Here is a 25,787-nt window from a genome sequence, read left to right as displayed (position 1 = left end):
CAATGCCGACGGCCCGGCAAGGGACTGCCTTGCAAGGGACGGCATCACGCGTCGATCACGGCTGAACCGCGCCCCACCACTCTTGGCGCCTACACGCGGTGAATTGGCGCGCGTCCACGAACCGGGGGAAGCACACAGAAAGTGGGAAATTCAATGGCGAACGGCCCCATGGACAGGCGCGCCTTCGGCGAGCAGCCCAATCGGCCCAGTGGCCCCGTCGGAGGACAGGGCTCGGAGTACACCGGTCGGTACGTGATCCTGCTCGACCCGAGTAACCAGGAGAGCGGACTGAACGCGCTGCGTTCCTCCGCCGACATCGCGTCCGTCGAACGTGTCCGGGGAACCGAGACCGCGAACGTCGCCGAACTCCTCGAGCGCCCCGACATCTCGGTGCACTTCGAAGACCTCGCCGCCGCCGTCGTGGAAGTGCGGCCCGAGCAGCGCCACGCGCTGGTGACCACGGCCGAGACGGAGAACTCGATCATCGCGGCGGAGCCGGAGCGCATGGTCTACGCCTCGCCGATCACCGCCCCGCAGCAGGCGCCGACCGAGTTCTTCCCGGCCTACCGCAGCGACGAGGAAGTGGTCGCCCGGCAGAGCAAGGCCGAAGCCGCCGCGTTCCAGGGCCCTGCCTGGGACGAGCAGAACACGACCTGGGGCCTCCAGGCGATCAGGGCCAACATCTCCGGCATGACCGGACGCGATGTGAAGATCGCCGTCCTCGACACCGGTGTGGACACCGACCACCCGGACCTGATCAGGTGCATCGAGGAGACGGCCTCCTTCGTGCAGGGCGAGAGTGTCGAAGACGTCTTCGGCCACGGCACGCACTGCATCGGCACCGCCGCCGGTCCGGCCAAACCCCAGACGGGGCCCCGCTACGGCGTGGCACCCGACGCGCGGGTACTCGCCGGAAAGGTACTCGACAACAACGGCAGTGGCACGGACGGCCAGATCCTGGCCGGCATGGCCTGGGCGGTCGCCCGCGGCGCACGCGTGATCTCCATGTCGCTCGGCGCTCCGGTCAAGCCGGGTGAGCTCTTCCCGCAGGTGTACGAGATCCTGGCCCGGCGTGCGCTCGAACGCGGGACACTGATCGTCGCCGCCGCGGGCAACGACAGCCGTCGGCCCGGGAGGATCGACCCCGTCAACCGGCCCGCCAACTGCCCCTCCATCCTCGCGGTGGGCGCACTCGACAAGGCGATGCAGACGGCGTTCTTCTCCTGCGGAGGCATCAACAGCCAGGGTGGCGAGGTCAACATCGCCGCGCCGGGCGTCGACGTGCACTCGGCCGCCCCTGGCGGCGGGTACCAGAGGTTCATGGGCACCAGCATGGCCACGCCGCACGTCGCGGGCGTCGTCGCGCTGCTCGTCCAGGCGAACCCCAACGCCTCCGCGGCCGAACTCAAGGCCAGTCTGCTGTCCAGCGCCTTCCCGCTGATGCAGCCCATCAGGGACGTCGGCTCGGGCCTGCTCCAGGCCCCGTGAGCGAGTCGTCCCACTCCGAGCCGGTCGGGGTCATCCTCGCGGTCGACCCCGACCGGTTCGCGGAAGTGGTCGAGGCCCTGCGGCGGGCCGGGCTGACGGTCACGGGCGAGCAGCCCGTGCTCGGCACGCTGTCCGGCACCGTCGCGGAGGACCGGATTCCGGCCCTGGAAGCGGTCGACGGCGTCGAAGCCGTCGACCGGGAGCGCATCATCCGGCTCCCCCCGCCCGACTCCCCGATCCAGTGAGTCCAAGGAACGCCCCGGGCCCGAGCCCGGGGCGTTTCTGGTCACGGCACCTTGTGCCCGCGGTCCAGCTGCCCAACTGCGCCTGAATCCTCCCCTTTTGACCCACGGAGAACGGAAGGAAGTCACAGAAACGCTGTTCTCCGGTCACAGAGGCGTGGATACAGTGCTCAGGTAGTCACGCAGTGAAGTCGACCGGGTGCGCCGGAGTGACGCCGGACGGGCCCACGGGCATGGGATTCGGGGAGCTGCGCGTGCCAACTGCCATTGCTGTGACCAGCGCCGACATGGCGCTGTCGCCACAGGACGAGCGAACCGTGCCCGCCGCGGTCCTGCCGGACCTGGACCGCCGGCCGCTCGACCAGTCGGTGGCCGCACTTCAGTCGCTGATCGACGTGCACGGGCATGTGATCGTCGTGTGCTCGCAGGCCGTCCCCCGGGAGGTCGAGCGACGGCTGCTCACCGTGCGCTCCCTCCTGGAGAGCGACCGGATCGCCCTGTTCCGTCCTGATCTGCCGCCCCTCGGACTCGCCGTGCTGGCCCGCCAGTTGAGGCAGCTCGCCTCCTGCGACCTGAGCCCCGGCGTGCTCGCCTCGGCCGCCCGGCTGCTCACCCACTACATCCACGCCGGGGCGCTGCTCGGCTCCGTCGCCAAGCTCGACCGTGTTCCCGTGGGCCTCAAGTCGCACGCCAAGTCCTGGGTGCCGGGCAGCCAGTTCGGCGTACTCGCCCACCCGCAGCCGCAGCTCGTCCGCATCGGGCCCGGCGCCACCCTCGCGGGCCCCGAGTTCGCCACGTCGATGCTGGTCGCCCGGGGCCAGCTCGAGTCCGACTGGGTCACCGCCACCCTGGCCAAGTCCTGGAGCGTGCAGGGCCTGCGCGAAACCGCGCTGCCGGCCGAGTCCGCGCAGTGGTGGGGGACCGGCAAGCTGATCGAGTTCTGCACCTTCCTGCCCGACCTGTCGGTCCTCTACCAACTGGTCACCTCGGTACGGCAGAGCACCTGCCACTGGTGCGGCATCGACGTCATCGGCGACCGCTGCGTCTTCTGCTCCGCGACCTCACCCGAGTCACCGGGTTCGCCCGCGCACCAGCCAGCTCACCAAAAGGCCCTCGCGTACGACAGCGCACCCGGGCATCGGAAACAATTGCCCGCCGGGTGAGCCCGAGGAAACAATTGCCCGCCTGGTGAGCCAGAAGAGCCCGCTCCATCATCCGACTCCGCTCGACCCAACCCCCCCCCGATGAGGTTGTACGGTTCATGAACTCCCGTCAGCGCCGCGGCGTGATACTCCTGCTCCTGTCGGTCCTGTGCGCCCTCGGCGCCTTCGCCGGCGTGCTGTCCGTCGTCAACGACGTGAAGTCCAAGGTCGGCCCCGAGGTCGAGGCGTATCAGCTCAAGGCCGACGTGGCGCCCTACACCAGCCTCACCGCGGGCCAGTTCGAGAAGATCGAGATGCCGGAGCGGTGGCTGTCCGGCAACGCCGTCACCAACCTCGCCGAGATCCGCGGCAAGGTCGCCGTGACGACGCTGAAGGCGGGCTCCCTGCTCCAGAGCGACATGATCGTCGACCAGCCCGCGCTGCGGCCCGGGGAGCAGGAGGTCGCCATCATGATCGACGCGGCCACCGGGGTCGCCGGCAAGATCACGGCGGACGCCAAGGTCAATGTGTACGCCACCTTCGAGGGACAGCGCGAGGGCGACCCCGACCAGTCCAAGATCATCGTCACCAACGCCAGGGTCCTCGACGTCGGCAAGCTGACCGCCCTTCGGCCCGACGAGGACGACAACACCCGGCAGGACACCGACGCCGTCCCCATCACCTTCGCGCTCTCCACCGTCGACGCCCAGCGCATCACGTACGCGGAGTCGTTCGCCAAGGAGGTCCGGCTCGCGCTCGTCGCGCCCGGCACCGACACCGCCGTACCGGAACAGGACCGCACCTACGAACTCGCGAAGGACAAGTGAGACGCGGCCATGCCCACGAGGATCCTCCCGGCAGTCGGCGACGCGGACGCGATCCGGTCCCTCACCACGCTGCTCAGCCAGCTTCCGGACGCCGAACCGGTGGCACCGGTGGTCGACTCCACCCAGCTCATCGACACCCTCGGGCGCCTGGCCGCCGAGTCGATCGACGAACTGCCCGAGGTCGTCGTCGTCCATGAGCGCATCGGCCCGGTCCCGGCTCTCGAACTCATCCGGGAAGTCGCCCTCCGCTTCCCCTCCGTAGGGGTCATCCTCGTCACCTCCGACGTCAGCCCCGGCCTCTTCCAGGCCGCCATGGACTACGGCGCCCGCGGTCTGATCTCGCTGCCCCTCGGGTACGAGGAACTCGCCAACCGCGTCCATGCGGTGGCCCAGTGGTCGATCGGCGTACGGCGTCATCTGGGCGCCGGCGGCGACGTGTTCACCGGCGTCGGCGGCACCGTCGTCACGGTCAGCGGGGCGAAGGGCGGCGTGGGAGCGACCCTCACCTCCATCCAGCTCGCCCTCGCCGCCCAGGCGTCCGGCCGCAACGCGGCCCTGGTCGACATGGACCTTCAGACCGGCGACATCGCCGCCTACCTGGACGTCCAGTTCCGCCGCTCGGTCGTAGACCTCGCGACCATCACCGACATCTCCCCGCGCGTCCTCGCCGACGCCGTCTTCCGCCACGACACCGGCGTCGCGCTGCTGCTCGCCCCCGGCGAGGGCGAACGCGGCGAGGAGGTCACCGACCGGGCCGCCCGCCAGATCGTCGGCGCCCTGCGCTCCCGCTACGAGGTCGTCGTCGTCGACTGCGGCGCCCAGCTCAGCGGCGCGGGCGCGGCCGCCGTGGAGATGGCCGACACGGCCCTGCTGGTCACGACCCCGGACGTGGTCGCGGTCCGGGGCGCCAAGCGCACGGTACGGATGTGGGACCGGCTCCAGATCCGCAAGGCCGAGGAGACGACGGTCGTCGTCAACCGCCACACCCGCGGTACGGAGATACAGCCGTCGCTCATCCAGAAGATCACCGGCACGGGCATCGCGGCCACGGTCATCCCGGCCAACTTCAAGGAACTCCAGGGCGCGGTGGACGCGGGCCGAGTCCACGAACTCGACAGCAAGGGCACGGTGAAACAGGCCCTGTGGGGCCTCGCGGGTGAGTTGGGGCTGATCAAGGGCGCCGAGGGGGCGGGCCACCGCGCCGGCCGGTTCCGGGGCGGCGACCGGGGGGCGATCGGATTCCGGCGGCGCAGAGAGATCGGGGGGTAGCGATGCGGGCATCCTCCATCGGGCGACGGGACCAAGGCCAGGTCACCATCGAGTTCCTCGGCATGACCCCGCTGATCATCCTGACGCTGGTGCTGATGTGGCAGTTCGTGCTGCTGGGATACACGTACACGCTCGCGGGGAATGCTGCGGACGAGGCGGTACACGCGGCGACGGTGGCGGAGCCGGGGGAGCGGCTGGGAGCGTGCCAGGCAGCGGGCCTGGACAAACTCCCGGGCGCGTGGACCGGCACGGTGGACTGCAACACGGCCGACGGCTATGTCACAGCCGATGTTCATCTCGAGGTCCCGGTCCTCTTCCCCGGCTCGATCGGCTTCCCGTTCACAGTGGACGGCCACGCGGGCGCCGTAGAGGAGGCGAAGTGACATGTCGAGTGACATGTCGTACGACGGTGAGGGGCGCGGGTCGTACGACGGTAAAGGGCGAGGGCGCGATCGGGGGCGGGACCGGCGGGGGCGCGACCGGAGGCGCGATCGGAGGCGCGATCGTGGCCAAGTCGCCCTCGAGTACCTCGGGTTCATCCCGATCCTGATCCTCGTCGCGATGGCCGGCGTGCAGATCGGGCTGATCGCGTACACCGCGCAGCAGGCGGGGACGGCGGCCAGGGCGGGGGCGCGGGCCGCCTCGCTCGAGCCGGGTGCCGCTCAGGAGGGCTGCCAGAACGCGGTCAGCTCCTGGCTGGCGGACCAGACCGAGTGCACCGAGGCGCCCGGCGCCGAAGAGGTCACGGTCACCGCCCGGATCGCGATCCCGCAGTTCGTCCCCGGGTGGGACTTCGGCGACGCCCAGAAGACCGCCACCATGCCGCTCGACCACTGAGGATCCACCATGAGCCTGCGGTCACGCATCAACTCCCCCGAAGACAACGGCAACCGGGGCGAGGACGGCCATCTGGTCGCCTCCTACCGGGCCAAGCTCCTGGAGGAGATCGACCTCGCGGAGATGAGCGCGCTGGCCGCGGCCGAGCGCCGGGCCCGGCTGGAGCGCGTGCTCGGGCACATCATCAGCCGTGAGGGCCCGGTCCTGTCGACGGTGGAGCGCTCCCAGCTGATCCGCAGGGTGGTCGACGAGGCACTCGGTCTCGGCATCCTGGAGCCGCTCCTCGAAGACGCGTCCATCACGGAGATCATGGTGAACGGCCCCGACGCGATCTTCGTCGAACGCGGTGGCCGGGTCGAGCAGCTGCCGCTGCGCTTCCCCTCGCACGACCAGCTGATGCAGACCATCGAGCGGATCGTCTCGACGGTCAACCGGCGGGTGGACGAGTCGAACCCGATGGTCGACGCCCGCCTCCCCTCCGGCGAGCGCGTGAACGTGATCATCCCGCCGCTGTCGCTCACCGGCGCCATCCTCACCATCCGCCGCTTCCCGCGCTCCTTCACGCTCCAGGAACTGGTCGGCTTCGGCTCCCTCGACGAGCACATGCTGTACCTGCTGGCGGGCCTGGTGCAGGCACGGTTCAACATCATCGTCTCGGGCGCGACGGGCACCGGAAAGACGACCCTCCTCAACGCCCTCTCCGGCCTCATCCCCGACACCGACCGCATCATCACCATCGAGGACTCGGCCGAACTCCAGCTCCAGCAACGGCACGTGGTCCGGCTGGAGTCGCGCCCGGCGAACGTCGAGGGGCAGGGCCGTATCACCATCCGCGACCTCGTCCGCAACTCGCTGCGGATGCGCCCCGACCGCATCGTCGTCGGTGAGGTCCGCGGCGGCGAGGCCCTCGACATGCTCCAGGCGATGTCGACGGGCCACGACGGCTCCCTCGCCACCGTGCACGCCAACAGCGCCGAGGACGCGCTGATGCGACTGAAGACCCTGTCGTCCATGTCCGAGGTCGAGATCCCCTTCGAGGCGCTGCACGACCAGATCAACAGCGCCGTCGACGTCATCATCCAGCTCACCCGATTCGCCGACGGCGTCCGCCGCATCACCGAGATCGCCCTGCTCGACAGCCACGGCGGAGAGCCGTACCGACTGGCCACGGTCGCCCGCTTCGACGCCCAGCCGATGGCCGCCGACGGCCGGATATACGGCCACTTCCAGCACTTCCCCCTCCCGCGCCGCACCGCCGACCGCCTCTACATGGCGAGCCAGCCCACACCCCAGGCCTACGGCGTGGCCCAGTCCGCAGGCCAGCTGACCATCCGAGAAGCCAGGTAGGAACCGCCCCCATGGACCCAGATATCCAGAACCTCGTCACGCTCACCATCGGCGTCACGCTGCTGACCTGCGTGCTGGCCGTCCTGGGCGTGCACACCTACGCCAAGGGCAGGGCGCAGCGGGCGGCCCTCGTCGACCGCCTCGCGTCCGCCGGCCAGATACCCGTCACCGGCCGACAGCGCCACTTCCGCGACCTGGACCGCCGACTGCGCCGTACGAAACTGGGCCGGAAGCTGGAACTCCGCCTGTCGGCCACGGGCCTGGACGTGACCCCGGGCGAGTTCTTCGCCGCGATGCTCGTCGCGGTCGCCGGCCTGTGGCTGATCGGCCAGGCGACCCTGGCACCCTTCTTCGGACCGATCGCCGGGCTGCTGGGCATCTGGGCGGCGGTCCAGTTCCTCAACTGGCAGCGCCAGAAACGCATCGAGAAGTTCATCAACCAACTCCCCGAGATGTCCCGCATCCTGGCCAACGCGACCCAGGCGGGCCTCGCCCTGCGCACGGCGATCGGGATGGCGGCGGAGGAACTGGAGGCACCGGCGGGCGAGGAACTCGCCAAGGTGGACAGCCAGTTGGCGATGGGCGCGACGATGGACGACGCCCTGGGCGAAATGGCGGACCGGCTGCCGTCACGGGAGCTGGTCGTCCTGGTCACGACCCTGGTCCTGTCCAACCGGGCGGGCGGCCAGGTGGTGAGCGCGCTGCGGAACCTGACGGAGACCCTGGAGGAGCGCAAGGAGACCAGGCGCGAGGTCCGCACCCAGCTGTCCCAGGTCAACATGACGTCGTACGCGGTGCCGGTCCTGGGCGTGGGCTCGTTGTTCCTGATGAACGGGGTGAAGGACGGCGCCCTGGACCGCATGACGGGCTCGCCGGCGGGCCAGGCGGCGGTCGTCATCGCGTTCGCTCTCTACGCGGTGGGCTTCGTCCTGATACGCCGCCTGTCGCGGATCGACGTATGAGCGGCTGAGAGGGATTGCGAAGAGGGACTAGGGACTGAAGAGGGACTGAGGAGAGGGGCTGAGGAGATGGCACTCCTGCTGGCACTGCTGATGGGCCTCGCCGTCTGGGGCGCCTTCACCGGCATCCGCATGTACCGGGCGGACGCGAAGCTGCCCAGCGACCTGGCGCTGGCCCTGGAGGTCGGCGCCACCCGCACCGGCGCGGTGGACTCGCTGATCGACCGCATGGGCATGCGCTACGCCCCGGCGGTCCTGCGTCTGATGGGCCCCAAGCAGGTCGCGAAATACCGCCGCAAGATCGACCTGGCGGGCAACCCCGGCGGCCTGACGATCGACCGCTACGCGGCCCGCCGTGCGGTGTACGGCGCCCTGGGCGGGGTCGGCTTCCTGGTGTTCCTGCTGCGCGGCAACGTACTGCTGGCCTTGCTCCTGCTGGCCTTCGGCGCGTTCTGGACGGAGGTCGGCATATGGTCGGCGATCCGGATCAGAAAGGACGTGATCGAGCGCACGCTGCCGGACTTCCTGGACGTACTGGCGGTCGTGGTGAGCGCGGGGCTGGGCTTTCGGCAGGCCTTGGACCGGGTGGCGTCGAAGTACGAGGGCCCGTGGGCGGACGAACTCCGCATCACGCTACGGCAGATGGACCTGGGGATGAGCCGGCGGCAGGCGTTCGCGGAACTCCGCCGTCGCAACGACTCGGAACAGGTGGCGATGTTCGTGACGGCACTGCAACAGGGGGAGGAACTGGGCGCACCGATCGTCGACACGCTCGTCTCCCTGGCGAAGGACATGCGCCGCACGGACGCCCAGAACGCCCGCCGCAAGGCCGCCCGGGCGGTGCCCAAGGCCACGATGATGATCACGACGTTCATGGTTCCGGCCACGATGATCCTGCTGGGGGCGGGGCTGCTGCTGGGGTCGGGGACGGACTTCGGGTCCATTACGGGGGAGTAGGGGGTTGGGGGATGGCGATGTCGACGGTGAGGACGACGAGGAAGGGTCGCCGGTCGGGGCCGGGGTATGGACGCGCGGCCGCCGACGGCGATCGAGCCCCACAGGGGCCACCCGCACTCGACAACGAAAGTAGTACGGGTGGTGCGGGTGGGAACAAAAACCCGGCCGAAGGCCGGGTGCACTCAGACGTACCCGCACCCGCGATCCCAGTTCAAATCAACGCCCTACAGGCAATGTGCCGCCAGGTATTCGGCTTCCGCCTGGCAATGATCGCCCTGGCAACCCCCTCCGCCCTCCTCAACGCCACCCCCGGCCTCGGCGTCCGCCTCGTCGGCGCCGCCGTGGTCGTCACTTTCATGGGCTCGTACGTCCTCTTCAGGGACTGGGAACGCTTCGGCCCCCTCCTCCTCCGCCACCCCACCCTCCTGGCCGTGGACACCCTCTTCGGCTCCCTGCTCCTGATCTCCGCGGGCCCGGACACCACCCTCGCCTACGTCAGCGTCTGCACCCCGCTCCTCGCCGGCATCGTCTACGGCTGGCGCGGAGCGGCCGTCTTCGCCTCCCTCCAGTCGCTGATCCTCCTGGTTGTCCACACGGCCCTGAAGGACACCGGCGGCGACGTCGCGGAGTCCTTGCTCCTCCCCGGCCTGTGCGTCATCACGGGCGCGGTCGGCTCGACCCTGCGAGGGTTGATGCTCCGCTTCGGCGCCGCGACCCAGGCCCTGACCACCGTCCAGGCCCGCCTCGCCGTCGCGGAGGCGGTCGGCGCGGAACGGGCCCGTCTGGCCCGCGAGATGCACGACTCCGTCGCCAAGACACTCCACGGCGTGGCCCTGGCCGCCGACGGCCTCGCCAACTCGGCGAGCGCGTCCGACATGGACCCGGCCCTCATCAAGCAACAGGCGGAGCTGGTGGCCCGCTCGGCGCGCAGGGCCGCCGCCGAGTCCCGCGAACTCCTGTCGGACCTGCGTCGGCAGTCGGCCCCCGACGCACCCGAAGGCACGGACATACTCACGGAACTGGCGATCCGCACACAGGACTTCAGCACCCGCACCACACTCCCGGCGACCTACCACCAGACGGGGCCGCCGCCCCCGATCCCACCCACCGTGGCCCGCCAACTCCTCACCATCGCCGGGGAGGCCATGGAGAACGCCCACCGCCACGCGTCCGCGACCCGCGTCGAGGTACGCGCGGGAGTCGAGGGCGACCTGCTATGCATCAGCGTGTACGACGACGGAAGCGGCCTGCCTCCCGACACCACCCTCGAACAGCTTCGCAAGTCGGGCCACTTCGGCCTGGTCGGCATGGTCGAGCGCGCGGAGTCGATCGGCGCCCGCATCCGCATCGGCAGGGGGGCCCATCCGAGTGGCACGGAGGTCCTGCTGGAACTCCCCTTGACGGCACTGCCCTCACCCCCCACAACACGAGAGAAGGCCTGGCGATGAGAGACCACTCCACTCCTACCCCCGGCCTACGGGTCGTCGTGGCCGACGACAACCCGGTGGTCCGAGCGGGCCTCACCGCCCTGCTCTCCGGCCGCGAGGACATCACGGTCGTCGCGGAGGCCGTCGACGGCCGCCAGGCCTGCGAGGCGGCCGACCGCCACCGCCCCGACATCGTCCTTCTGGACGTCCGCATGCCCGGCGTGGACGGCATCTCGGCACTCCCGTACCTGGTGCGGATCGCCCCGGTGATGATGCTGACCTACAGCCAGGAGACGGAGATCGTCCAGGAGGCCCTGCGCCGAGGTGCCTGCGGCTACCTGGTCCACGGCGAGTTCACGGCGGACGAACTGGTGACGGCGGTGCGGGCGGCGGCAGCACAGAAGAGTGCGACTGCATACGAATATGTGGAGGCTCTCCTTCCACAAGCGCATCGCGACCTGTCCGCTCCACCAGGGCATTTCACCGTGCGGGGCATTCCCGCACCCCCCAATTCCTCCAAAGTGCTTTCGCAACTGCAACCAACTGTGGGACAGTCGTCGAGGTTGCGGTTCCAACTGAGCACGAGGGAGGCGGAGATCATGGACCTCATCGCATCGGGGATGAACAACCAGCAGATCGCCGCCACCTGCTTCATCAGCGAGAAGACGGTCAAGAACCACATCAACCGCATCTTCGCCAAGCTCCACAGCACAAGCCGTTCCGAGGCCGCGGCGAAGTGGCTGGGCACGGCGCCGAGTTCACTCCGAGGGCTGGGGTGAGCCGTGGTGACACGAGGGGGGAGCGGCCGGGACCGTCGCCGGGCCCGGAATTGGGCCCTGGGGCCCTGTGCCGAACGGGGCCTTCGGGCGTACGTTGCGCATGCCGGAGGCGACGACACCCGAGGGGCACACCATGAGCAACTGGATCAACACGACCGTCTCGTACCTTCAGTCCCGCGCCGCCCGGAACGACAAGGGGCAGACCGCGGTGGAGTATCTGGGGATCATTGCGGTGGTGGTGGCGATTGTGTTGGCGATTACGGGGACGGACATCGGGCAGACGATCTACAACGCGATCACGGACAAGATCACCGAAGTCACCGGCGGCTGACGCGGTCATCGTCTCGTAGGTGCAGTGACGCAGGGCAGGCCTTTCCCATCTACATCACGGTGGTGGCGGGCCTGCTCTTTCTGGCGTTCGCGTACCTTGCTGTCGGCCAGGCAGCGGCGAATCGGAACGGCGCCCAGACGGCAGCCGACGCGGCGGCACTCGCGGCGGCCCTGGACACCCGGGACCAACTCGCGGACCAGTGGGTGAAGGACGTACTCGACCCGACGAAGTGGCAGGCCATCTTCAATGGCAACGGGGTGGAGTTCGACGGCTGCGGGCGCGCATACCAACTGGCCGCGCAGAACGATGCCGGTGTGAACGACTGCTGGTCGCCGGAGCCCTTGTACTACAAGGTCGAGGTGCAGACCGACAAGACCGTCGGAGACTCGATCGTTCCTGGTACGGACGACATGAAGTCAACGGCATCCGCCACCGCCGAGATCGAGTCGCTCTGTACGTTCGAGCTCCCCGGCGAGGACGCGGGGGACGACGTACTTCCGGCGCTCACCTGCAAGGACGACCGGACCTGGGAGCTGGATCCGGACGACCTCACCGATCTTCCGGGACCCGAGGACCTCTTCGACGTCCATCTGGCCGACTGACGAGCGAATGACGAGTTATGAAGGAAGCGAAGAGATGAGCATTCGGTTCACTGCGAAGGCCCGCAGGGGGATGGTCGCGTTGGCCGTTGCGGCCGGTCTGGCCGTCGGTGTGGCCGGCTGCGGGGGAGGCGGCGACGACAAGAAGCCGGAGGCGTCGGCGTCGGCTTCCGAGGGTGACGGAACTCAGCCGAGTGCTCAGGAAGGTCAGTCGGAAACCCCCATGGCCGAGTTGAAGGGGCCCGACGGGTTGATGCTTGAGATCACCTCGGCCAACCGGGATTCCGGCGGCTTCGTCACGGTGGGCGGCAACCTTAAGAACGATAGCGACAAGTCGCTTACCATCCCTGCGCAATTGAGCGGCAGCGAGACCGAGATCCTGAGAAACGGTCGTTCCTTCGGAGGAGCCACGTTGGTGGACTCGAAGGGCAAGAAGCGCTACTACGTCCTGCGTGACACCGATGGTCGGCCCCTTACCACGACCGGGGTCTCGACGATCAAGTCCGGCGAGTCCATCCCAGTGTTCATGCAGTTCCCCGCGCCGCCCAACGAAACGTCCGAGGTGTCCTTCCAACTGCCCATGTTCGCTCCTGCCGACATCACGATCTCCGGGTGAGGCCACTATGACCGACACCTCGCCCCGATCCACGCCTCCACGTCTCACCCTCATCCTCACCGCCGCCACCCTGATGGCCGCCACCATCCTCACCGCACCCCCCGCCCGCGCCGACGATTCCCCCAGCGTCCCCCCCGGCACCGAACCCACCGCCTCCGCCCCCGTAACCGTCGACGCCAACGACCCCGACCTCAAGCTCCCCGAGGGCGGAACCCTCGCCGAACCCAAGGTCCTGGACATCAAGCAGGTCGTCGAAGACCAAAGCGGCGACGAACGGCGCGAGGACACCAACGCGGACGTGAAATTCGCGTTGCAGGCCGAGGTCCTGTTCGGCAAGGACAGCGCGAAACTCAACGGCGAGGCGAAGGCCCGGATCTCCGGGATCGCGGACGAGATCAAGGCCCAGAACGCGACGCAGATCCGCGTCTTCGGTTTCACCGACAACCTCGGCTCCTCGGCCCACGGCGACGTCCTGTCCAAGCAGCGCGCCAACGCCGTAGAGGACGTCCTGGCCCAGGAGCTCAACGACTCGGACATCACTTTCGAGGTACGCGGCTACGGCGAGGAGTACCCGATCGCCTCCAACGCGACGGAGGCCAGCCGCAAGAAGAACCGCCGGGTCGAGGTGTCGTTCCCGCGGGGGGAGAGCTGAGCGTACGCGTCACGTCACGCATACTCATGCCATGCCCGATGCCGTGATCCGCGTGCCCGCCGAAGTCCGCGACCAGCTCGCCGCCGTGGCGGATGCGAGGGGGATCAGTCTTCGTGCCCTCATGCAGGAGCTGGCTGCTCAGACCCTGACGCCCCGGCAGATCAGAGAACGGGCCGACCGCACCCGCGCTGTCCTTGCCGAGCACTTCGGGCACTACGTGACGGACGAGGAGTCGGCGGAGATGCGCCGCAAGATGCGAGAGGCCACCGCCGCCCACAGGGCCGTACTCGCGAAGGTGGAGTCGCCCCGTTGAACCTCACTGGCCGCCCGCTTCTTTGCCAGTGTCGCGCCTTCCGGACGCTCAGCTCAGTGGCCTGACCCGCTCGGGGGCCACGGCGCCTGTCTTCGCTCCGCGTATGAGTGACAGCAGCGCACCTCGATCCGTCACCAGAAGCTCGGTCGGGCTCTCGCTCTCGCGGATTGCCACGCCGTTGCTCGTGGCGGCGACTTCGACACAGTTGTTGCCGCCGTCCCCGGAGTAGGACGACTTGAGCCAGTGCAGCTCAGGCAAGGTGTGCCCCCTCTTGCATGTCCTTTTACATTTCCTTGGCGATCCGACGGATGAACTCCACCGACTTCTTCGCAGTCAACGCCGTCCGCTCGGCCAGGTCCAGCCGAAGGCGGAAGTTTTCCAACTGGGTTGGTGAGTCGAAGAACAGCGCACCCGCCGGCGAGTCCATCTGCACAGTGTCCAGGTGCGGGTTGGCGGCCACCGCGTACAGGATGGAATCCCCCGCCATGGGAAAGCCACCATTGGCGAAGGGGATCACCAGCAAGGTCACGTTGTCACGCTCGTTCTGCTCAAGCAAGTGTTCGAGTTGTGTCCGAGCGATCTCTCGGCCGCCGAACTGCATCCGTAGGGCGGCCTCGTGGATGATCCCCGTGTACGGGACAGGGGCGTCGCGCGTGATCACCGTCTGCCGGGCCAGCCGGTGCGCGACGCGGAGTTCCACTTCAAGCCGAGGCAGCTTGGGCACGACGAGGTCGAAGATCGCTCTTGCGTGCTCCTCCGTATGAAAAAGCCCCGGTAGATGCGAGGTCTGGACGGTGCGAAGCCGTACCGCGTAGTGCTCGATCTCGGAGATGTCCAGGTGATCGGGCGGGACCTTGCCCCGATATTCGTCCCACCATCCTGGCTTGCGTCCACCTGTCATTGAGACCAGCGTCTCGACCAGGGCCTCGTCGTTGCACTCGTAGATGCTGGCCAACCGACGCAGCCGTTCTTCGCCGATGCCGTAACGGCCGGCCTCGATGTTCGAAATATTCGTGCGGTCCGTACCCAGCGCGCCGGCTGCCTGTGGCGCGGACATGCCTGCTGCCTCTCGTAGTCGACGCAGCTCAAGCCCGAATCGGCGCTGGCGGATGGTGGGGGTGCTGCTCGGTGCCATCAGGACTCTCCTCGCTCGCGCACAGTGTGCCGACAGCAACTGGCGTGGTCCACTTGCGAGATGAATTTAACCCGTTCTGATTGCTTCGATGGCACGGGTTAAATCCATGCTCTACGGTGTGACCCGTGCCACTCGCTTCCCCGCTGGAACCGGAAGCGCACCGCCCCCTCCTGCCCGCCCGGGACGGCAGGCGCGGCGCGGCAGAGCCACCGGGAAACGCAGCTGAACAGCCTGTGGCGCACGTCCACTTGAAGGTCACGACCGCGCACCCCAGGAGGTGCCACGTGAGTACAGACCGCGACCAAAACCAGAGCCGGCATCGAAACCCACGCCAGATCCCGACCGCGCACGAACCCCCAACCCCCGCCGCGCAGACCCTGAACCCGCCCCCACCGCAAGCAACCACCTATCTCCTCCCGTCCCTCGACCCCCTCACGGGCCTCCCGCATCCCCCACCCCTCCCCTTCAACGCCCCCTGGCACTACGAACTCCACTTCCCCTGCGACCCCCGAGGTCCCGGCATCGCCCGCCTCACCCTCCGGGCCGTCCTCGCCGCCCACGGACTCGCCGAACTCACCGACCGCGCCGAGCTGTTGACGTCGGAGCTCGCGACCAACTCCGTACGGCACACCAAGGGCCCCGCCTCCGTACGGCTCCAGTGGCTGCACCCCGTACTGCGCGTCAGCGTCTGGGACATGAGCCCGGATCTGCCCGCGCTGCCTGGCCCGCTCGGGGCGCTCGGGGCGCCGCCCGCCCCGGCCGGGGTCTATGCCGACGGCGGTCGCGGGCTGCTGATCCTGGGCGTGGTCGCCGACCGATGGGGTGGCTGCGCCATAGGCGATGAACCGTACGGGCCGGGTGGCAAAACCCTCTGGTTCGAGCTGAACCTGCCCGTTCCGCCGCCGGACGGCAGCCCGGCGTCCGCGCTGGCCGCCTGACGCGTCGGGCTGATCCGGAGCGTGGGCTGCCTCCGCGCTCCGGATGCGCTCCGGCCCCGGGGCGTCCGGCCATGCAGACCGCTCCCATCGCTCCCACCCATCACCGACATATAGAGTCGTAACACCTGAAACCGAGGGAGTATCTGGTGATCTCGGCAGCAGACGACGCGGCCCCGCCGCCCGAAGAGCCACAGCCGATCCAGGCCCGCGTCACGGTCTCGGGCACGACGGCCGGCATTCTCCGCGATCTCGCCGCCCTCGACGGGCGAACCCCCGAGGCGTTGGCCATCGAGTGGGCGGCGGGGAAGCTCGTCATCCCCGAGGGAACCGTCGGTGACGTCGTCGACGACTGGGGCCTCTTCGACGGGCCGCCCGACCTCGCGAGCCGCGTGCACGAGTATCTGCGGGGTGGGAGCGCCGCGTGACCGGCCCCGTCACCCTCGCGGTGGCCGACACCAGCGTCCTGCTCGCTCGACTCCAACCTGGAACGTCAGGAGGCGACAGTCGCGCAGGTTCTTCCAGCTCTTCATACGGGCGCTGTCCAGGACGACTGGACGCCGTGATCACACCCGCCACAAACCGTCGTCATCGCAAGGCAAGTTCGCTTAGCCTTGAACGAGTTCGTTGAGGCGGGCGCCCGCGACCGCACGCTCCGTAGCGCAATGCCAGCTGAAGCTGCTCGAGCTGCTCAAGCTGCGACGTCGGCTTCGGGCTGGAGGGCAGGGCCGAGCAGCAGACCCCCGTCCAGGACGAATTCCGAGCCCGTGGCGAAGGACGCGTCCTGGGAGGTGATGAAGAGCAGCAGGCGGGTGATGTCGGCAGGTTCGGCCAGGCGGGGGATGGCGAAGGGGTCGGGCGAGTAGAAGTCGGCGATGGCCGGCTGGCCTGCGACGGTGGGTTCATTGATCAGCGGTGTGGAGACGACACCGGGGTGGATGGAGTTGACCCGGATGTTGTCCCGTCCCAGCTCCAGCGCGGCCGTCTTGGTCAGCCCGCGCACGGCCCACTTGCTGGCGGTGTAGGGGGCGTAGAAGGCCGTGCCGATGTGGGCCATCGTTGAGGCGATGTTGACGATGGTTCCGCCACCGCCCCTGCGCATCGACGGAGCCACAGCCCTGATGCCGAGGAACTGGCCGGTGACGTTGACGCTGAAGGTGTGCTCCCAGGCACGGAGTTCGGTGTGCTCGATAGGGGCCGCCGGGTGCTGGACTCCCGCGTTGTTCACCAGGATGGTGACCGGCCCGAAGTGGCCTTCGACGTCTCGCACCGCCGCCGCCCAGTCGTCCTCGCTGGCGACATCCAGGTGAACGGACAGAGCCCGATGACCGAGCTGAGCGGCGAGGTCGCGGGCGGCGTCGTCGTCGCGGCCGGCGATGACGACGTTGGCTCCCTCGGCGTAGTAGCCCTGCACATGGCTGCTGCCCATGCCCCCGCTGCCGCCCGTGACGATGACGGTCTGGCCCTCAAAGCGTCTCAAGGTGCGTCCTTCCAGTTGGATTCGTGGTGAGCCGAGTGACTCACCTCGTTGTGAGAGGGATACTGAGGACATGACGGCAAAGCCCTCGGAATACCACCGGCGCGTGGCAGCGCAGAAGCGGACGTCCATCATCGAGGCAGCGACGAAGCTGTTCCTCGACTCCGGCTACGACGGCACCTCACTGGCCCGCATCGCCGAGGCGGCCGGAGTGTCGAGGGCGACTCTGTTCAAGCAGTTCACCACCAAGGCGGCCCTGTTCGAGGCGATCGTCACCGAATACTGGAAGGTCGACGGCGAGGAGGTGTCACTTCCCGAGCCAGGGAACCTCCGCGCAGGGCTTGAGATCATCGGACGCCGGTACGTGGCGCTTCTCACCCAGCCCGGCATGGCCGCCCTCTTCCGCATCGTCATCGCCGAGGTACCGCGCTTCCCGGAGCTCGGCGAGACCCAGTTCAAGCTCGGCAAGATGCCCTACTTCGAATCGGTCCGCCGCTACCTGGCAGCGGAAAACACCGCCGGTACAGCCCTGCTTGACGATGCGGAGATGGCAGCGACCCAATTCCTCGGGATGATCTCCCACTACGTGTTCTGGCCGCGGATGCTGCTCGCCCGCTGGGAGCCCGACGACTCCTCCGTCATGAACGCGGTCGATCAAGCAGTGCTGACCATGCTCGCCCGATACGGCGCGCCGGAGACTCACGCCACCTGAGACACGAGCGCCCCGGCGCCGCGGTCGATCGAAGCCAAAGACCTCCTACGGGTGATGGCGGGGCGATGAATTTCGAAGTACTTTCAAAGTCATGGCAACCGAGAACGCCGCTGTGAACTTCTCCGAGCTGGTGAACAAGAACAAGCAGACGCTTGCCAGACTCAAGGAATCGTCCCGCCTGCTGCTACATCGCAGGGACGGCGAGGATCTCGTCCTCACCACCGCCGCCCGGGCCGAACAGGACCAGACGGTGGTGTCGGCCGCCACCCGGATGCTGGCCGCGATGGCGCGCCGGGAGCCCGGCAGCATGGAACTGCTCCTGGATATCCTGCCAGAGGCCTTCCCCTGGGTCCGCTTCCTGCCCGAGTCCGACCTCCACGCCTTCGCCGTCGAGCTGGTGGACACCATGCGGGCCGCCGACTCCCTCGGCAACAACGCGTCCGTCGCCCAGATACTCATCGCCTGGCAGCACACCGCCGAGGTCTACTCCGACCCCGAACTACTGGCCGCGCTGACGAGGGACAACGCCGAGGACTACGGCACGGCGCCGGACCCGCGAGAGATCGCATGAGCGCGGGTCGCGGTGATCGCGCCGCGCCACCGGCACCAGCAGACCACTGGGAAGTCCGCTGCGCGGACGCGGCTTCAGCCAAGGGCTGGGAAAGCCTCGCCCAGCAGGCACGCGAGAACACCTACCGCGCTTGGGTCATCATGCGCACGGACCCCAGGCCGGCCGTCGAAACGCCCCGGCATCACCGGCTGAAGGGCGGACTGGCGCACGGAACCCACCGGGGGCAGACCTGTGAACAGTGGCAGATCGAGGTGACCGGAGGCGGACGCGTTTGGCATTTACTGGATACCGCCCGCGACACGTGTTGGATCACCTTCGCCGGTACAGGTCATCACCCTCGCGCTACGGATGGCTGCTGATGCTGCTGAGTCAGTACGGCCAGGCGAGGCAAAGGCGTCCATGACGAGCCGCCACCCGATGACCTGAGGTAGGTCACGCCATGCGCCGTGAGGAACGCGATCACCGTCTGGGCGAGGGCAAAATCCGAGGAGGGGACCGGCAGCGTCCACCTACCATCGGGACCCGCTCCGCCGTCCTCGTGACCCAACCCCCGGAGAAGCAACGGTGACCCTGGCAGCCGTCCCCTGGACCGACGTCGAGAAAATCCTCCGACAGCGTTGCGTCACCGATGTCCTCGTCGCCGGCTACATCGAACGGGACGGCGGACTCCCGCAGTTCAAACCGGCACCGGTCGTCGTCTTCGTCCTCCTGAACGGAGGCAAAGAGGCACTGCGACTCGAAGCCGACGACCAAGAAGCTCAGTTGGCCGTGAGCATCGTCGAGAACGTCACCTTGAAGGGCGTCCGACTCTTCGACCTCTTCGAGGAGGAGACAGGCGACGAACCAGCCCTCGCCTCCCTCAGCGACCAGCTCCTCGGCGACGGCTGGACCCAACTCCGCTGCACCGCCACCCGCGCCTTCACCGACGCCCGTTCGTCACCGGAGTCAGGGGTGCTCAAGAGCCTCGCCCTCGAACTGGACTCCCGCCACTGGCTCTTCTTCGACCCGACGTGGGTGTTCGGAATCAGGATCGGCAAGGCGGAGGACCTGCATAGCTGGGAGCGGGACTACGGCGGGGAGGGGATGGCGGAGCAGCCCGAGGCAGCCAGATAGCGCCCCAGAACGACACCACCACCGCTATTCCACCTCCACCGCCACCCGCACCCCGACCCGCACCCCCCACCCAGCCATAGCCCCGGCCTCCGCCTCCAGCACATGTCGGGACCGCACCCGAGGCATCCCCAGGCGCCCCGGCCTCATGGTGTGCACGGCGATCACATTGAGGCCCCGATCCAGATAGGCGACGTCGATGGGGATACGCATCCGAAAGGTGTGCACGCTGCTGGCAGGGGACAGCAGAATCGCCCCGTCGACGGAGTCCCGCCCGAGCAGCCCTTTCGTGCGGGCCCGGTACGACGCGGCGATCTCCAACGGAACGGAGACATCCCTCGACTCCCCCTGAACGACCAGCTTCCCCTGCCCGTCCGACCAGCGCCGCATACCGAAGCCGCCTCCCACCCCTGCCACTTGCTGTGTGACCGAAGATACAGATCGGGTGGTACACCGGTCGCCCAGCAGGCTGATAAGCCGCAGCCCTCTATAACGTTGCTTCGCCCAGCACGTACATCGGCGGAGGCGATACGTGGGTCGGGGAGATCCGGTACTTCAACCGCAAGGTGACCATCTCCGGGGACAACGGCGCCTACGTCACCTACTGCTCCGATGAGAGCAAGGCCTACATCAAGAACAAGAAGACCGGGAAGGACGACAGGGAGCCGGAGACCGCGAACTCCTACGTGCTGTACAGCACCGAGCTCACCAGGAACGCCGACGGCGTTTGGCGGACCACAGACGTCTGACGTTTCGTCGAACCGAGGGGACAAGGCCTGCCAGCTGTAAAGATTTCGGCATGGATCGCAGACAAGTCTCGCTGTGCGATCAAGAGAAGTCCGGCCGGTTCAACCGGTGGCACTTCTCCTTTGCTTGTTCATAAGTGGAACGGTCTGTTCGCCGCGCCGGGGGCGAGAAAGGCGCCGCGTTACGCAACCGTTATGGGCCAACAGGGGCTGCGAACGGCTGATTTGGGCTCATACGCCCCGCCGGTTGACAGGCTTCACCCTGGTGCCGCCGGAGGCTCCTGGATAGCTTTGGTTCGCTCAAGAGAAGCCTCGTCGACCGGGAGCCGACTGTGAACCGCCGCCCCACCTTGCTCGCAGCGATCGCGCTGACCGCCGCTGCGGCACTGTCGCTGTCCGCGTGCGGGAGCGATGACAGCTCCAAGGACAACGACAAGATCGTGGGAGCCGATACAGGGAGTGAGACGGCGGCATCGCCGACCGTTTCGCCCTCGACAGCGTCCGATCGGCCGAAGCTCGAGCTGCCGTCAGATCTGACGTACACGTTCGACTGGCCCAAGACGGGCGACGCGGACAAAGACGCGATCCTGTCGGACAGTGAGCAATTCATCAAGGCCGTCGACATGGCCATCGCTGAGCAGGACCCGCTCAGTAAGGCATACCGCTATTACTCCGAGGGCGTGGCAGCGGCAGGAAGCCAGAAGTTCATTCAGGAATTCGTGGACTACAAGGACCGTATAACCGGGGCCAAGCGCTATTACAACGCCAAGGTCAAGGTCAACGATGAGGGAACGGCCGGCTTCGTCTACTGCGAAGATCAGAACAAGGCATACAACAAGAGTCTCAAGACCGGCAAGACCGAGCTGACTCCGCAGTCCAAGGACAACTACGTCCTCTACAGCAGTCGACTTCGGGTCAACAAGCAGGGTGTGTGGATTACCGAAACGCTGACATCGCAACGGGGGAGCGTCGCATGCCAGTCCTGAGGCACCGGAACGCGGCTGTAGTTACCTTCGCCACGGTAACTGCCCTGGCCCTGTGTTCACCCCAAGCGTTCGCAGGCTATGGACACGGTGATAGCACCAACGGTTCGAAGGCCCAGGTCAAGGGCGATCGGAACGATGAGAACCTCTCTGCGAGCGTCGTCGTCTTCGACCGTTCCAAGAACGGCGCGGGTGAGTCTACCGGCGCCGTCACTTCCACCAGTTCGTGGAGCCCTCCACCCTGCTACTACGCCCCGAAGTACACGCCTGAGCAACTCCAGAAGTACCTGGAACCGACTTGGGAGTCCGAGTCGACGGGCTACGAGTGGGACGCCAAGCAGCGTAAACGCTACGAGGGCGGCGAGCCCTACACGGACTTCAACAAGGACAAGACCGGCGAGGGATTCTGGTGGGATTTCTACATCCCGGAGAGTCAGGTCGGAAACCCGGGTTCGCTCGACTGCACCAAGGACATCTTCTGGGTGGACAAGGGTGACCCGCCACCGGCGGACGTACCCGAGGCGATCACACCCGAGATGCTCGCCCAACTCGCCTACGCCGAAATCCGCGTCCCCTCCACGAAGGTGGATCTCGCTCCGGAGGGCACCACGAAAGTGAACCTTCCGACCTGGGCATGGTTGGACGCGGCGGAGTTCAAGCCGGTGTCTGTCACCGCAAGCGTCCCGCTTCTGAACATCACGGCGACGACCACCGCTGAGCCGGTCTCGGTGAAGATGGACCCGGGTACGGGGGATGCTGTGACCTACCCTGCCTCCGGCGTCTGCGAGATCAGCAACGGCCGCATCGGTGAGCCCTACGCCAAGGGCAAGGCCGATGAGACCCCACCCTGTGGAGTGAAGTACCTGCGTTCTTCGGGCGACGGCTCCTACCAGCTGAAGGCCACAGTCACCTGGAAGATCCATTGGACGGGCACCGGCGTTGACGGCGTACGGCCCCTGCCTGACGGCGCGTTCGGCGCAGAGCAGGATGTGGTCGTACAGGAGATCCAGGCGGTCAACCGCTGACGTCCTCGGGTTCTGTGGTCGGGCGGCTGCTCTCCTCGGGAGGCGGTCGCCCGACTTGTCTGACAGGGGTCGTGGATAGAGTCGCTGGTTCGTGCAAACGGCAGGGGACGGGGAGAGGGGAGACGCATGGCGGAGCGGCTGGCTGTCGACGGCGATGAGCTCGGGAATTTCATGAAGATGCTCAACAAGTCGACCGATTCGCTCAAGGGCGTCCGCAAGGCGTTGTCCGATGCGACCATCACGGGGCTGGGCACGGATGATCTCGACTCCGCCTGCGAGGAGTTCCAGGACGACTGGAAGTACGGCTCGGAGGAGATCGGCAAGCAGACCGAGGACCTCGCCGAGATCATCGGTAAGAGTCGGGACAGTTATCGCGAGGTCGACAAGGCGCTTGAAGAGGCGCTGAAGAAGGCCAAGGACGGTAAGGGCGGGGACAAGAAGTGACGCATAGCCCTGGTGTCGAACCACGGCCGGGTGCGCCCCTCGACCCCCAGTACGTGGCCGACCGCGGCAAGCCTCAAGGACTCAAGTCCGCCCCGCACATCCCGAACCCTGACTATCCCCACCTGGGTTTCAACCCCGTGCCGGGCAGTACCGAGACCGTAAGTGGACTGCACAAGAAGCTCGCCGGCTGTGCGAAGGTCCTCGAAGACACGCGTGACCTGGTCACCAAGTTGATGGACGGCAGTTACTGGAAGGGCGACGCGGCCGTCGCATTCCGGGAGCAGCTCGACGGCGGTCCGCTGCCGCTGAACCTGAAGAACGCCGCGCACTCCCTGCGTAAGGCGGCCAAGCAGCTGAAGCTCTGGGAGGGCGAACTCGACGACTTCCAGCGCCGCGCCAAGCGCCTGGACGACGAGGCGAAGGACGCTCGTGACGCGATCGTCACCGCCAAGGGCAATGCGACCACGGCGGGCGACGATCCAGCCCTGGAAAAGAAGAAAGGCGCCGCGCACGACGACGCGCAGAAGGCGCTGACCCGTGCGAACACGGCCGTGGACGAGGCGGAAGCAGACCTCGAGAAGATCCTGGGCCGGGCTCGGCGACTTGCCGAGGAGCATGAGAAGCAGGCACATTACCGGGCGGGCAAGATCCGGGACGCGACGAAGAAGCTGGCGCCGCAGGAGCCAGGGTGGTTCGACTCGGCGATGGACTGGCTTGGCGAGAACCTGCCGGACATTCTCAACTTTGTGGCGGGGGTCGTCGGGTTGGTGGCGATCATCTTCGCTGGGCCGCTGGGGGTGGCGATGGTGGCAGCGCTCATGCTCACGGCCTCGGCGTTGAGTGCGACAGCGTTGGGTTTTCGAATCGGCCAGGACCCCGAGCTGTGGGCGTCGTTGAAGGATGGCTTCACCAAGGGTGAGTTCGACGCTGACTTCTTCAGTGGCCTCGTCACTGTGGGAGGCGACGTCATGGGCGTGCTTCCGGGGCTTGGAGCAGCAACGGTCGGAACCCGAGGAGCGGTAAACGCCATTCGTGCCGGAAGTGAGACCCTCTCATTTGGACAGAAGGCCGGCGTCGTCGGTTCCAAGATCATGGAAGGGGCGCAAGGCGTCTCCGGCCTGAACAATCCGCTGACCGGATGGCTGGTGCGCGGTGCGAGTGACACCGCGAAGGCGGAGAGAGCAGTAGCCGCCACGTCAAGCTCGATTGGTGTGGGCACTAGTGGCTTCGGTCTGGTCAACAGCCTGGTGGATGCGGACGACGACGGAATCAAGGATGGCTCTGTTGCCGGAATTGACGGGACGCGGCTCATCCTCGACAACGGTGGAATCCTGAATCTTGTTCGCCACGTCTTTTGACTTTCCCTCCGGAGAAAGAGCGCGCCAGTGACTCCTGCTGACTACACCACCGCCTGGGAACACCCGCCTACCCACCGGGCCTGGGCGGGCCACATGGCCATGAACATCTTCGGTCTCATCGGATGGCTTGCCGCGTGGATTGGTCTGCTGGCCGTGCTGGTCGTATTCCTTTCTCCAGGGTTTTCCTTCCTGTTCGTTCCCTTTCTGATCTACTCCCTGTACCGAGCTGTGCTCCAACTGCGTTACTTTCCCCCGGCGTTCCGGATGCGGCGGATCTTGCAAACGTACCCATGGCAAATTCTCCGTGGCGTACCTTCGGGGCTGACTAAACATCCAGAGGTTCTGGGCAGGCAGTACGGATGGTTCGAACTCCCCAATCCGGCCCGCCCGGAGCAGCGACTGCCGTTGGTGTTCCCCCAGCATCTGCGCACGGAGTGGTGGAGCCGCCGCTTGGCCCCCCGTGCCAAACCCGGGTTGAAGGCGCAGATCGAGGTCGTGTGGTTCGCCGGCGACCCACGCTTCATCGGACTCATTGCCGCGCCCACTCCGAACGGTGAGGCGCCTCGCCGCCTCCATGTCCTTCAGCAGCAGTCAGGAGCGGATGACGGCCGCAGTTTCGCGGACTGGGGCGCTACACCTGAAGACATCGAACGCGGCCGACGTGTCGGGATCCACCCCAGCCAACCTGATACGCGTCGGGGAAAGACGTCCTGATGACCATCCCCAGCTTTACGCTCCACGACTCCGCCAAGGATCCCACCACCGAAGTCTGGTTCGCCGAACCCCCAGGCTTCACGACTCTGCCTCTCGACGCCCTGTTGCCCGCGCCTGAATCCCCGGCTGCCGACGTGCTGCGTACTGCCCTCGCCCCGTTTCTCGATTCGGCGCCTGATGACATGATCCGTCAGCAGTTCATCGCCCAATTCGCGAAGAGCCAGCAGTTGTTGGGCGCTCTACGCGAGGTTGGCACCGCCCATTTTTCGGTCGGCCTGCATCGTGACGACATCGATGACACAGGTAACAACAGCAGTCAGCCCTTGCTCTCCTTCTTCACACTTTCCTGGCGCGACACGGCCGTGGCCCCACGGGCGGTCACCGCTGCCCGCGCCGTGACTTCAGCGGAGGGTCACACTCGAATCGAATACCTCGAACTTCCCTGCGGCCCAGCAACTCTCAGCGAGACCGTACTCACGCCCTCGATGGACAGCGGCTTCCCTCAGGCACCCCTTATCCAGATCCACGCCCACCTGCCTCACCCGGACTGCAAACGCCTGGTCGTCCTCACGCTGAGCACGACGGCTGTGGCCCGCCGCGAGCAGTACCGCGCGATCCTTCAGCAGGTCGCGGAAACGGTCAGCTTCGACAATCCGCTGGAAGCGGGAACGAGTGAGGCAGGTTGAGCGCGGGGCTCGGCGGGGCTTATGGGTTCGCGGTCACAGCTGGTCCTCCGAGCTCCTCCTGACGGGTATCAGAGTTGATCTCGCGGGTTCACGCGAGGCCAACAAC

Annotated in this window: 33 protein-coding genes; 29 read left to right on the top strand and 4 right to left on the bottom strand. The window is 67.3% G+C overall.

All coding sequences use genetic code 11. The features are described from left to right. The first annotated feature begins 153 nt into the window (after window positions 1-153). The 17 genes from AB0I77_RS10220 to AB0I77_RS10140 all read left to right on the top strand — a co-directional run bounded on the left by AB0I77_RS10220 (window position 154) and on the right by AB0I77_RS10140 (window position 13,785). Window positions 154-1,488 (top strand): S8 family serine peptidase, encoded by a 1,335-nt coding sequence (locus AB0I77_RS10220; protein WP_363281949.1) that lies wholly within the window; start codon window positions 154-156, stop codon window positions 1,486-1,488. Then, window positions 1,485-1,733 carry a hypothetical protein gene (locus AB0I77_RS10215; RefSeq protein WP_363281947.1) on the top strand — a complete coding sequence of 83 codons (249 nt, stop codon included), beginning with the start codon at window positions 1,485-1,487 and terminating at the stop codon, window positions 1,731-1,733. Before AB0I77_RS10220 ends, AB0I77_RS10215 begins: the two co-directional genes overlap by 4 nt. A 230-nt stretch (window positions 1,734-1,963) precedes the next feature. Then, a complete protein-coding gene (locus tag AB0I77_RS10210; protein WP_363282080.1) occupies window positions 1,964-2,893 on the top strand; it encodes a hypothetical protein in 930 nt (309 codons plus the stop codon). Between the two features lie 98 nt (window positions 2,894-2,991). After that, window positions 2,992-3,699, top strand: a complete 708-nt coding sequence (gene cpaB / locus AB0I77_RS10205) for a Flp pilus assembly protein CpaB (RefSeq protein WP_363281946.1) — start codon at window positions 2,992-2,994, stop codon at window positions 3,697-3,699. A gap of 9 nt (window positions 3,700-3,708) precedes the next feature. Then, window positions 3,709-4,968, top strand: a complete 1,260-nt coding sequence (locus AB0I77_RS10200) for an AAA family ATPase (protein WP_363281945.1) — start codon at window positions 3,709-3,711, stop codon at window positions 4,966-4,968. Between the two features lie 2 nt (window positions 4,969-4,970). After that, on the top strand, window positions 4,971-5,351 hold the full coding sequence (locus AB0I77_RS10195; protein WP_363281944.1) for a TadE family protein: 381 nt from the start codon (window positions 4,971-4,973) through the stop codon (window positions 5,349-5,351). A gap of 1 nt (window position 5,352) precedes the next feature. Then, window positions 5,353-5,805 carry a TadE/TadG family type IV pilus assembly protein gene (locus AB0I77_RS10190; protein WP_363281943.1) on the top strand — a complete coding sequence of 151 codons (453 nt, stop codon included), beginning with the start codon at window positions 5,353-5,355 and terminating at the stop codon, window positions 5,803-5,805. 9 nt (window positions 5,806-5,814) lie between these two features. Next, the gene (locus AB0I77_RS10185; protein WP_363281942.1) at window positions 5,815-7,152 is read left to right on the top strand and encodes a CpaF family protein; all 1,338 of its coding nucleotides are present in this window, start codon (window positions 5,815-5,817) and stop codon (window positions 7,150-7,152) included. A gap of 11 nt (window positions 7,153-7,163) precedes the next feature. Then, a complete protein-coding gene (locus tag AB0I77_RS10180) occupies window positions 7,164-8,114 on the top strand; it encodes a type II secretion system F family protein (protein ID WP_363281941.1) in 951 nt (316 codons plus the stop codon). Window positions 8,115-8,180: 66 nt separating this feature from the next. Beyond that, complete coding sequence (locus AB0I77_RS10175) at window positions 8,181-9,068, top strand: DUF5936 domain-containing protein (RefSeq protein WP_363281940.1); 888 nt, start codon at window positions 8,181-8,183, stop codon at window positions 9,066-9,068. Window positions 9,069-9,085: 17 nt separating this feature from the next. Further along, window positions 9,086-10,516: a histidine kinase gene (locus AB0I77_RS10170; protein ID WP_363281939.1), complete on the top strand. Its 1,431-nt coding sequence runs from the start codon at window positions 9,086-9,088 to the stop codon at window positions 10,514-10,516. After that, the gene (locus AB0I77_RS10165; RefSeq protein ID WP_363281938.1) at window positions 10,513-11,274 is read left to right on the top strand and encodes a response regulator transcription factor; all 762 of its coding nucleotides are present in this window, start codon (window positions 10,513-10,515) and stop codon (window positions 11,272-11,274) included. The genes AB0I77_RS10170 and AB0I77_RS10165 overlap by 4 nt, the downstream gene beginning before the upstream one ends. Window positions 11,275-11,407: 133 nt before the next feature. Then, the gene (locus tag AB0I77_RS10160) at window positions 11,408-11,605 is read left to right on the top strand and encodes a hypothetical protein (RefSeq protein ID WP_363282079.1); all 198 of its coding nucleotides are present in this window, start codon (window positions 11,408-11,410) and stop codon (window positions 11,603-11,605) included. Further along, complete coding sequence (locus AB0I77_RS10155; RefSeq protein ID WP_363282078.1) at window positions 11,602-12,207, top strand: pilus assembly protein TadG-related protein; 606 nt, start codon at window positions 11,602-11,604, stop codon at window positions 12,205-12,207. Before AB0I77_RS10160 ends, AB0I77_RS10155 begins: the two co-directional genes overlap by 4 nt. Window positions 12,208-12,241: 34 nt before the next feature. Beyond that, a complete protein-coding gene (locus AB0I77_RS10150) occupies window positions 12,242-12,820 on the top strand; it encodes a hypothetical protein (RefSeq protein WP_363281937.1) in 579 nt (192 codons plus the stop codon). A 7-nt stretch (window positions 12,821-12,827) separates the two neighbouring features. Next, a complete protein-coding gene (locus AB0I77_RS10145; RefSeq protein ID WP_363281936.1) occupies window positions 12,828-13,472 on the top strand; it encodes an OmpA family protein in 645 nt (214 codons plus the stop codon). A 31-nt stretch (window positions 13,473-13,503) separates the two neighbouring features. After that, window positions 13,504-13,785, top strand: a complete 282-nt coding sequence (locus AB0I77_RS10140; protein WP_363281935.1) for an Arc family DNA-binding protein — start codon at window positions 13,504-13,506, stop codon at window positions 13,783-13,785. Between the two features lie 48 nt (window positions 13,786-13,833). Here the strand turns inward: AB0I77_RS10140 and AB0I77_RS10135 are convergent, their stop codons facing one another. After that, window positions 13,834-14,043 carry a DUF397 domain-containing protein gene (locus AB0I77_RS10135; protein WP_363281934.1) on the bottom strand — a complete coding sequence of 70 codons (210 nt, stop codon included), beginning with the start codon at window positions 14,041-14,043 and terminating at the stop codon, window positions 13,834-13,836. Window positions 14,044-14,068: 25 nt separating this feature from the next. Further along, the gene (locus AB0I77_RS10130; protein ID WP_363281933.1) at window positions 14,069-14,920 is read right to left on the bottom strand and encodes a helix-turn-helix transcriptional regulator; all 852 of its coding nucleotides are present in this window, start codon (window positions 14,918-14,920) and stop codon (window positions 14,069-14,071) included. Window positions 14,921-15,204: 284 nt separating this feature from the next. Here AB0I77_RS10130 and AB0I77_RS10125 point away from each other — a divergent pair, with 284 nt between their 5' ends. Both AB0I77_RS10125 and AB0I77_RS10120 read left to right on the top strand, forming a co-directional pair. After that, window positions 15,205-15,858: an ATP-binding protein gene (locus AB0I77_RS10125; protein WP_363281932.1), complete on the top strand. Its 654-nt coding sequence runs from the start codon at window positions 15,205-15,207 to the stop codon at window positions 15,856-15,858. A 146-nt stretch (window positions 15,859-16,004) separates the two neighbouring features. Then, a complete protein-coding gene (locus tag AB0I77_RS10120; protein ID WP_363281931.1) occupies window positions 16,005-16,283 on the top strand; it encodes a hypothetical protein in 279 nt (92 codons plus the stop codon). Between the two features lie 263 nt (window positions 16,284-16,546). Here the strand turns inward: AB0I77_RS10120 and AB0I77_RS10115 are convergent, their stop codons facing one another. Next, window positions 16,547-17,335: an SDR family NAD(P)-dependent oxidoreductase gene (locus AB0I77_RS10115; RefSeq protein ID WP_363281930.1), complete on the bottom strand. Its 789-nt coding sequence runs from the start codon at window positions 17,333-17,335 to the stop codon at window positions 16,547-16,549. Between the two features lie 70 nt (window positions 17,336-17,405). Between AB0I77_RS10115 and AB0I77_RS10110 the strand changes: the two genes are divergently transcribed. From AB0I77_RS10110 to AB0I77_RS10100, 3 genes are all read left to right on the top strand, one after another. Further along, a complete protein-coding gene (locus AB0I77_RS10110) occupies window positions 17,406-18,044 on the top strand; it encodes a TetR/AcrR family transcriptional regulator (RefSeq protein ID WP_363281929.1) in 639 nt (212 codons plus the stop codon). Between the two features lie 91 nt (window positions 18,045-18,135). After that, window positions 18,136-18,615, top strand: a complete 480-nt coding sequence (locus AB0I77_RS10105; RefSeq protein ID WP_363281928.1) for a hypothetical protein — start codon at window positions 18,136-18,138, stop codon at window positions 18,613-18,615. A gap of 564 nt (window positions 18,616-19,179) precedes the next feature. Continuing rightward, window positions 19,180-19,728: a hypothetical protein gene (locus tag AB0I77_RS10100; protein ID WP_363281927.1), complete on the top strand. Its 549-nt coding sequence runs from the start codon at window positions 19,180-19,182 to the stop codon at window positions 19,726-19,728. Window positions 19,729-19,752: 24 nt separating this feature from the next. Here AB0I77_RS10100 and AB0I77_RS10095 read toward each other — a convergent pair whose 3' ends face one another. Continuing rightward, on the bottom strand, window positions 19,753-20,115 hold the full coding sequence (locus AB0I77_RS10095; RefSeq protein ID WP_363282077.1) for a DUF192 domain-containing protein: 363 nt from the start codon (window positions 20,113-20,115) through the stop codon (window positions 19,753-19,755). Window positions 20,116-20,291: 176 nt separating this feature from the next. On the opposite strand from AB0I77_RS10095, the gene AB0I77_RS10090 reads away from it, so the two are divergent. The 7 genes from AB0I77_RS10090 to AB0I77_RS10060 all read left to right on the top strand — a co-directional run bounded on the left by AB0I77_RS10090 (window position 20,292) and on the right by AB0I77_RS10060 (window position 25,681). Then, the gene (locus AB0I77_RS10090) at window positions 20,292-20,474 is read left to right on the top strand and encodes a hypothetical protein (RefSeq protein ID WP_363281926.1); all 183 of its coding nucleotides are present in this window, start codon (window positions 20,292-20,294) and stop codon (window positions 20,472-20,474) included. A 329-nt stretch (window positions 20,475-20,803) separates the two neighbouring features. Continuing rightward, the gene (locus tag AB0I77_RS10085; RefSeq protein ID WP_363281925.1) at window positions 20,804-21,457 is read left to right on the top strand and encodes a hypothetical protein; all 654 of its coding nucleotides are present in this window, start codon (window positions 20,804-20,806) and stop codon (window positions 21,455-21,457) included. After that, window positions 21,445-22,479, top strand: a complete 1,035-nt coding sequence (locus tag AB0I77_RS10080) for a hypothetical protein (RefSeq protein ID WP_363281924.1) — start codon at window positions 21,445-21,447, stop codon at window positions 22,477-22,479. Before AB0I77_RS10085 ends, AB0I77_RS10080 begins: the two co-directional genes overlap by 13 nt. 126 nt (window positions 22,480-22,605) lie before the next feature. Next, window positions 22,606-22,923 carry a hypothetical protein gene (locus AB0I77_RS10075; protein ID WP_363281923.1) on the top strand — a complete coding sequence of 106 codons (318 nt, stop codon included), beginning with the start codon at window positions 22,606-22,608 and terminating at the stop codon, window positions 22,921-22,923. A 53-nt stretch (window positions 22,924-22,976) separates the two neighbouring features. Then, window positions 22,977-24,281: a hypothetical protein gene (locus AB0I77_RS10070; RefSeq protein WP_363281922.1), complete on the top strand. Its 1,305-nt coding sequence runs from the start codon at window positions 22,977-22,979 to the stop codon at window positions 24,279-24,281. 93 nt (window positions 24,282-24,374) lie between these two features. Further along, the gene (locus AB0I77_RS10065; protein WP_363281921.1) at window positions 24,375-24,995 is read left to right on the top strand and encodes a hypothetical protein; all 621 of its coding nucleotides are present in this window, start codon (window positions 24,375-24,377) and stop codon (window positions 24,993-24,995) included. Further along, on the top strand, window positions 24,995-25,681 hold the full coding sequence (locus tag AB0I77_RS10060) for a hypothetical protein (RefSeq protein WP_363281920.1): 687 nt from the start codon (window positions 24,995-24,997) through the stop codon (window positions 25,679-25,681). The genes AB0I77_RS10065 and AB0I77_RS10060 overlap by 1 nt, the downstream gene beginning before the upstream one ends. The last annotated feature ends 106 nt before the right edge of the window (window positions 25,682-25,787 follow it).

The organism is Streptomyces sp. NPDC050619, assembly GCF_040654815.1.
Lineage (GTDB): Bacteria > Actinomycetota > Actinomycetes > Streptomycetales > Streptomycetaceae > Streptomyces.
Note: the sequence above shows the minus strand (reverse complement) of the source record. Positions and strands in the feature narration are given on the sequence as shown.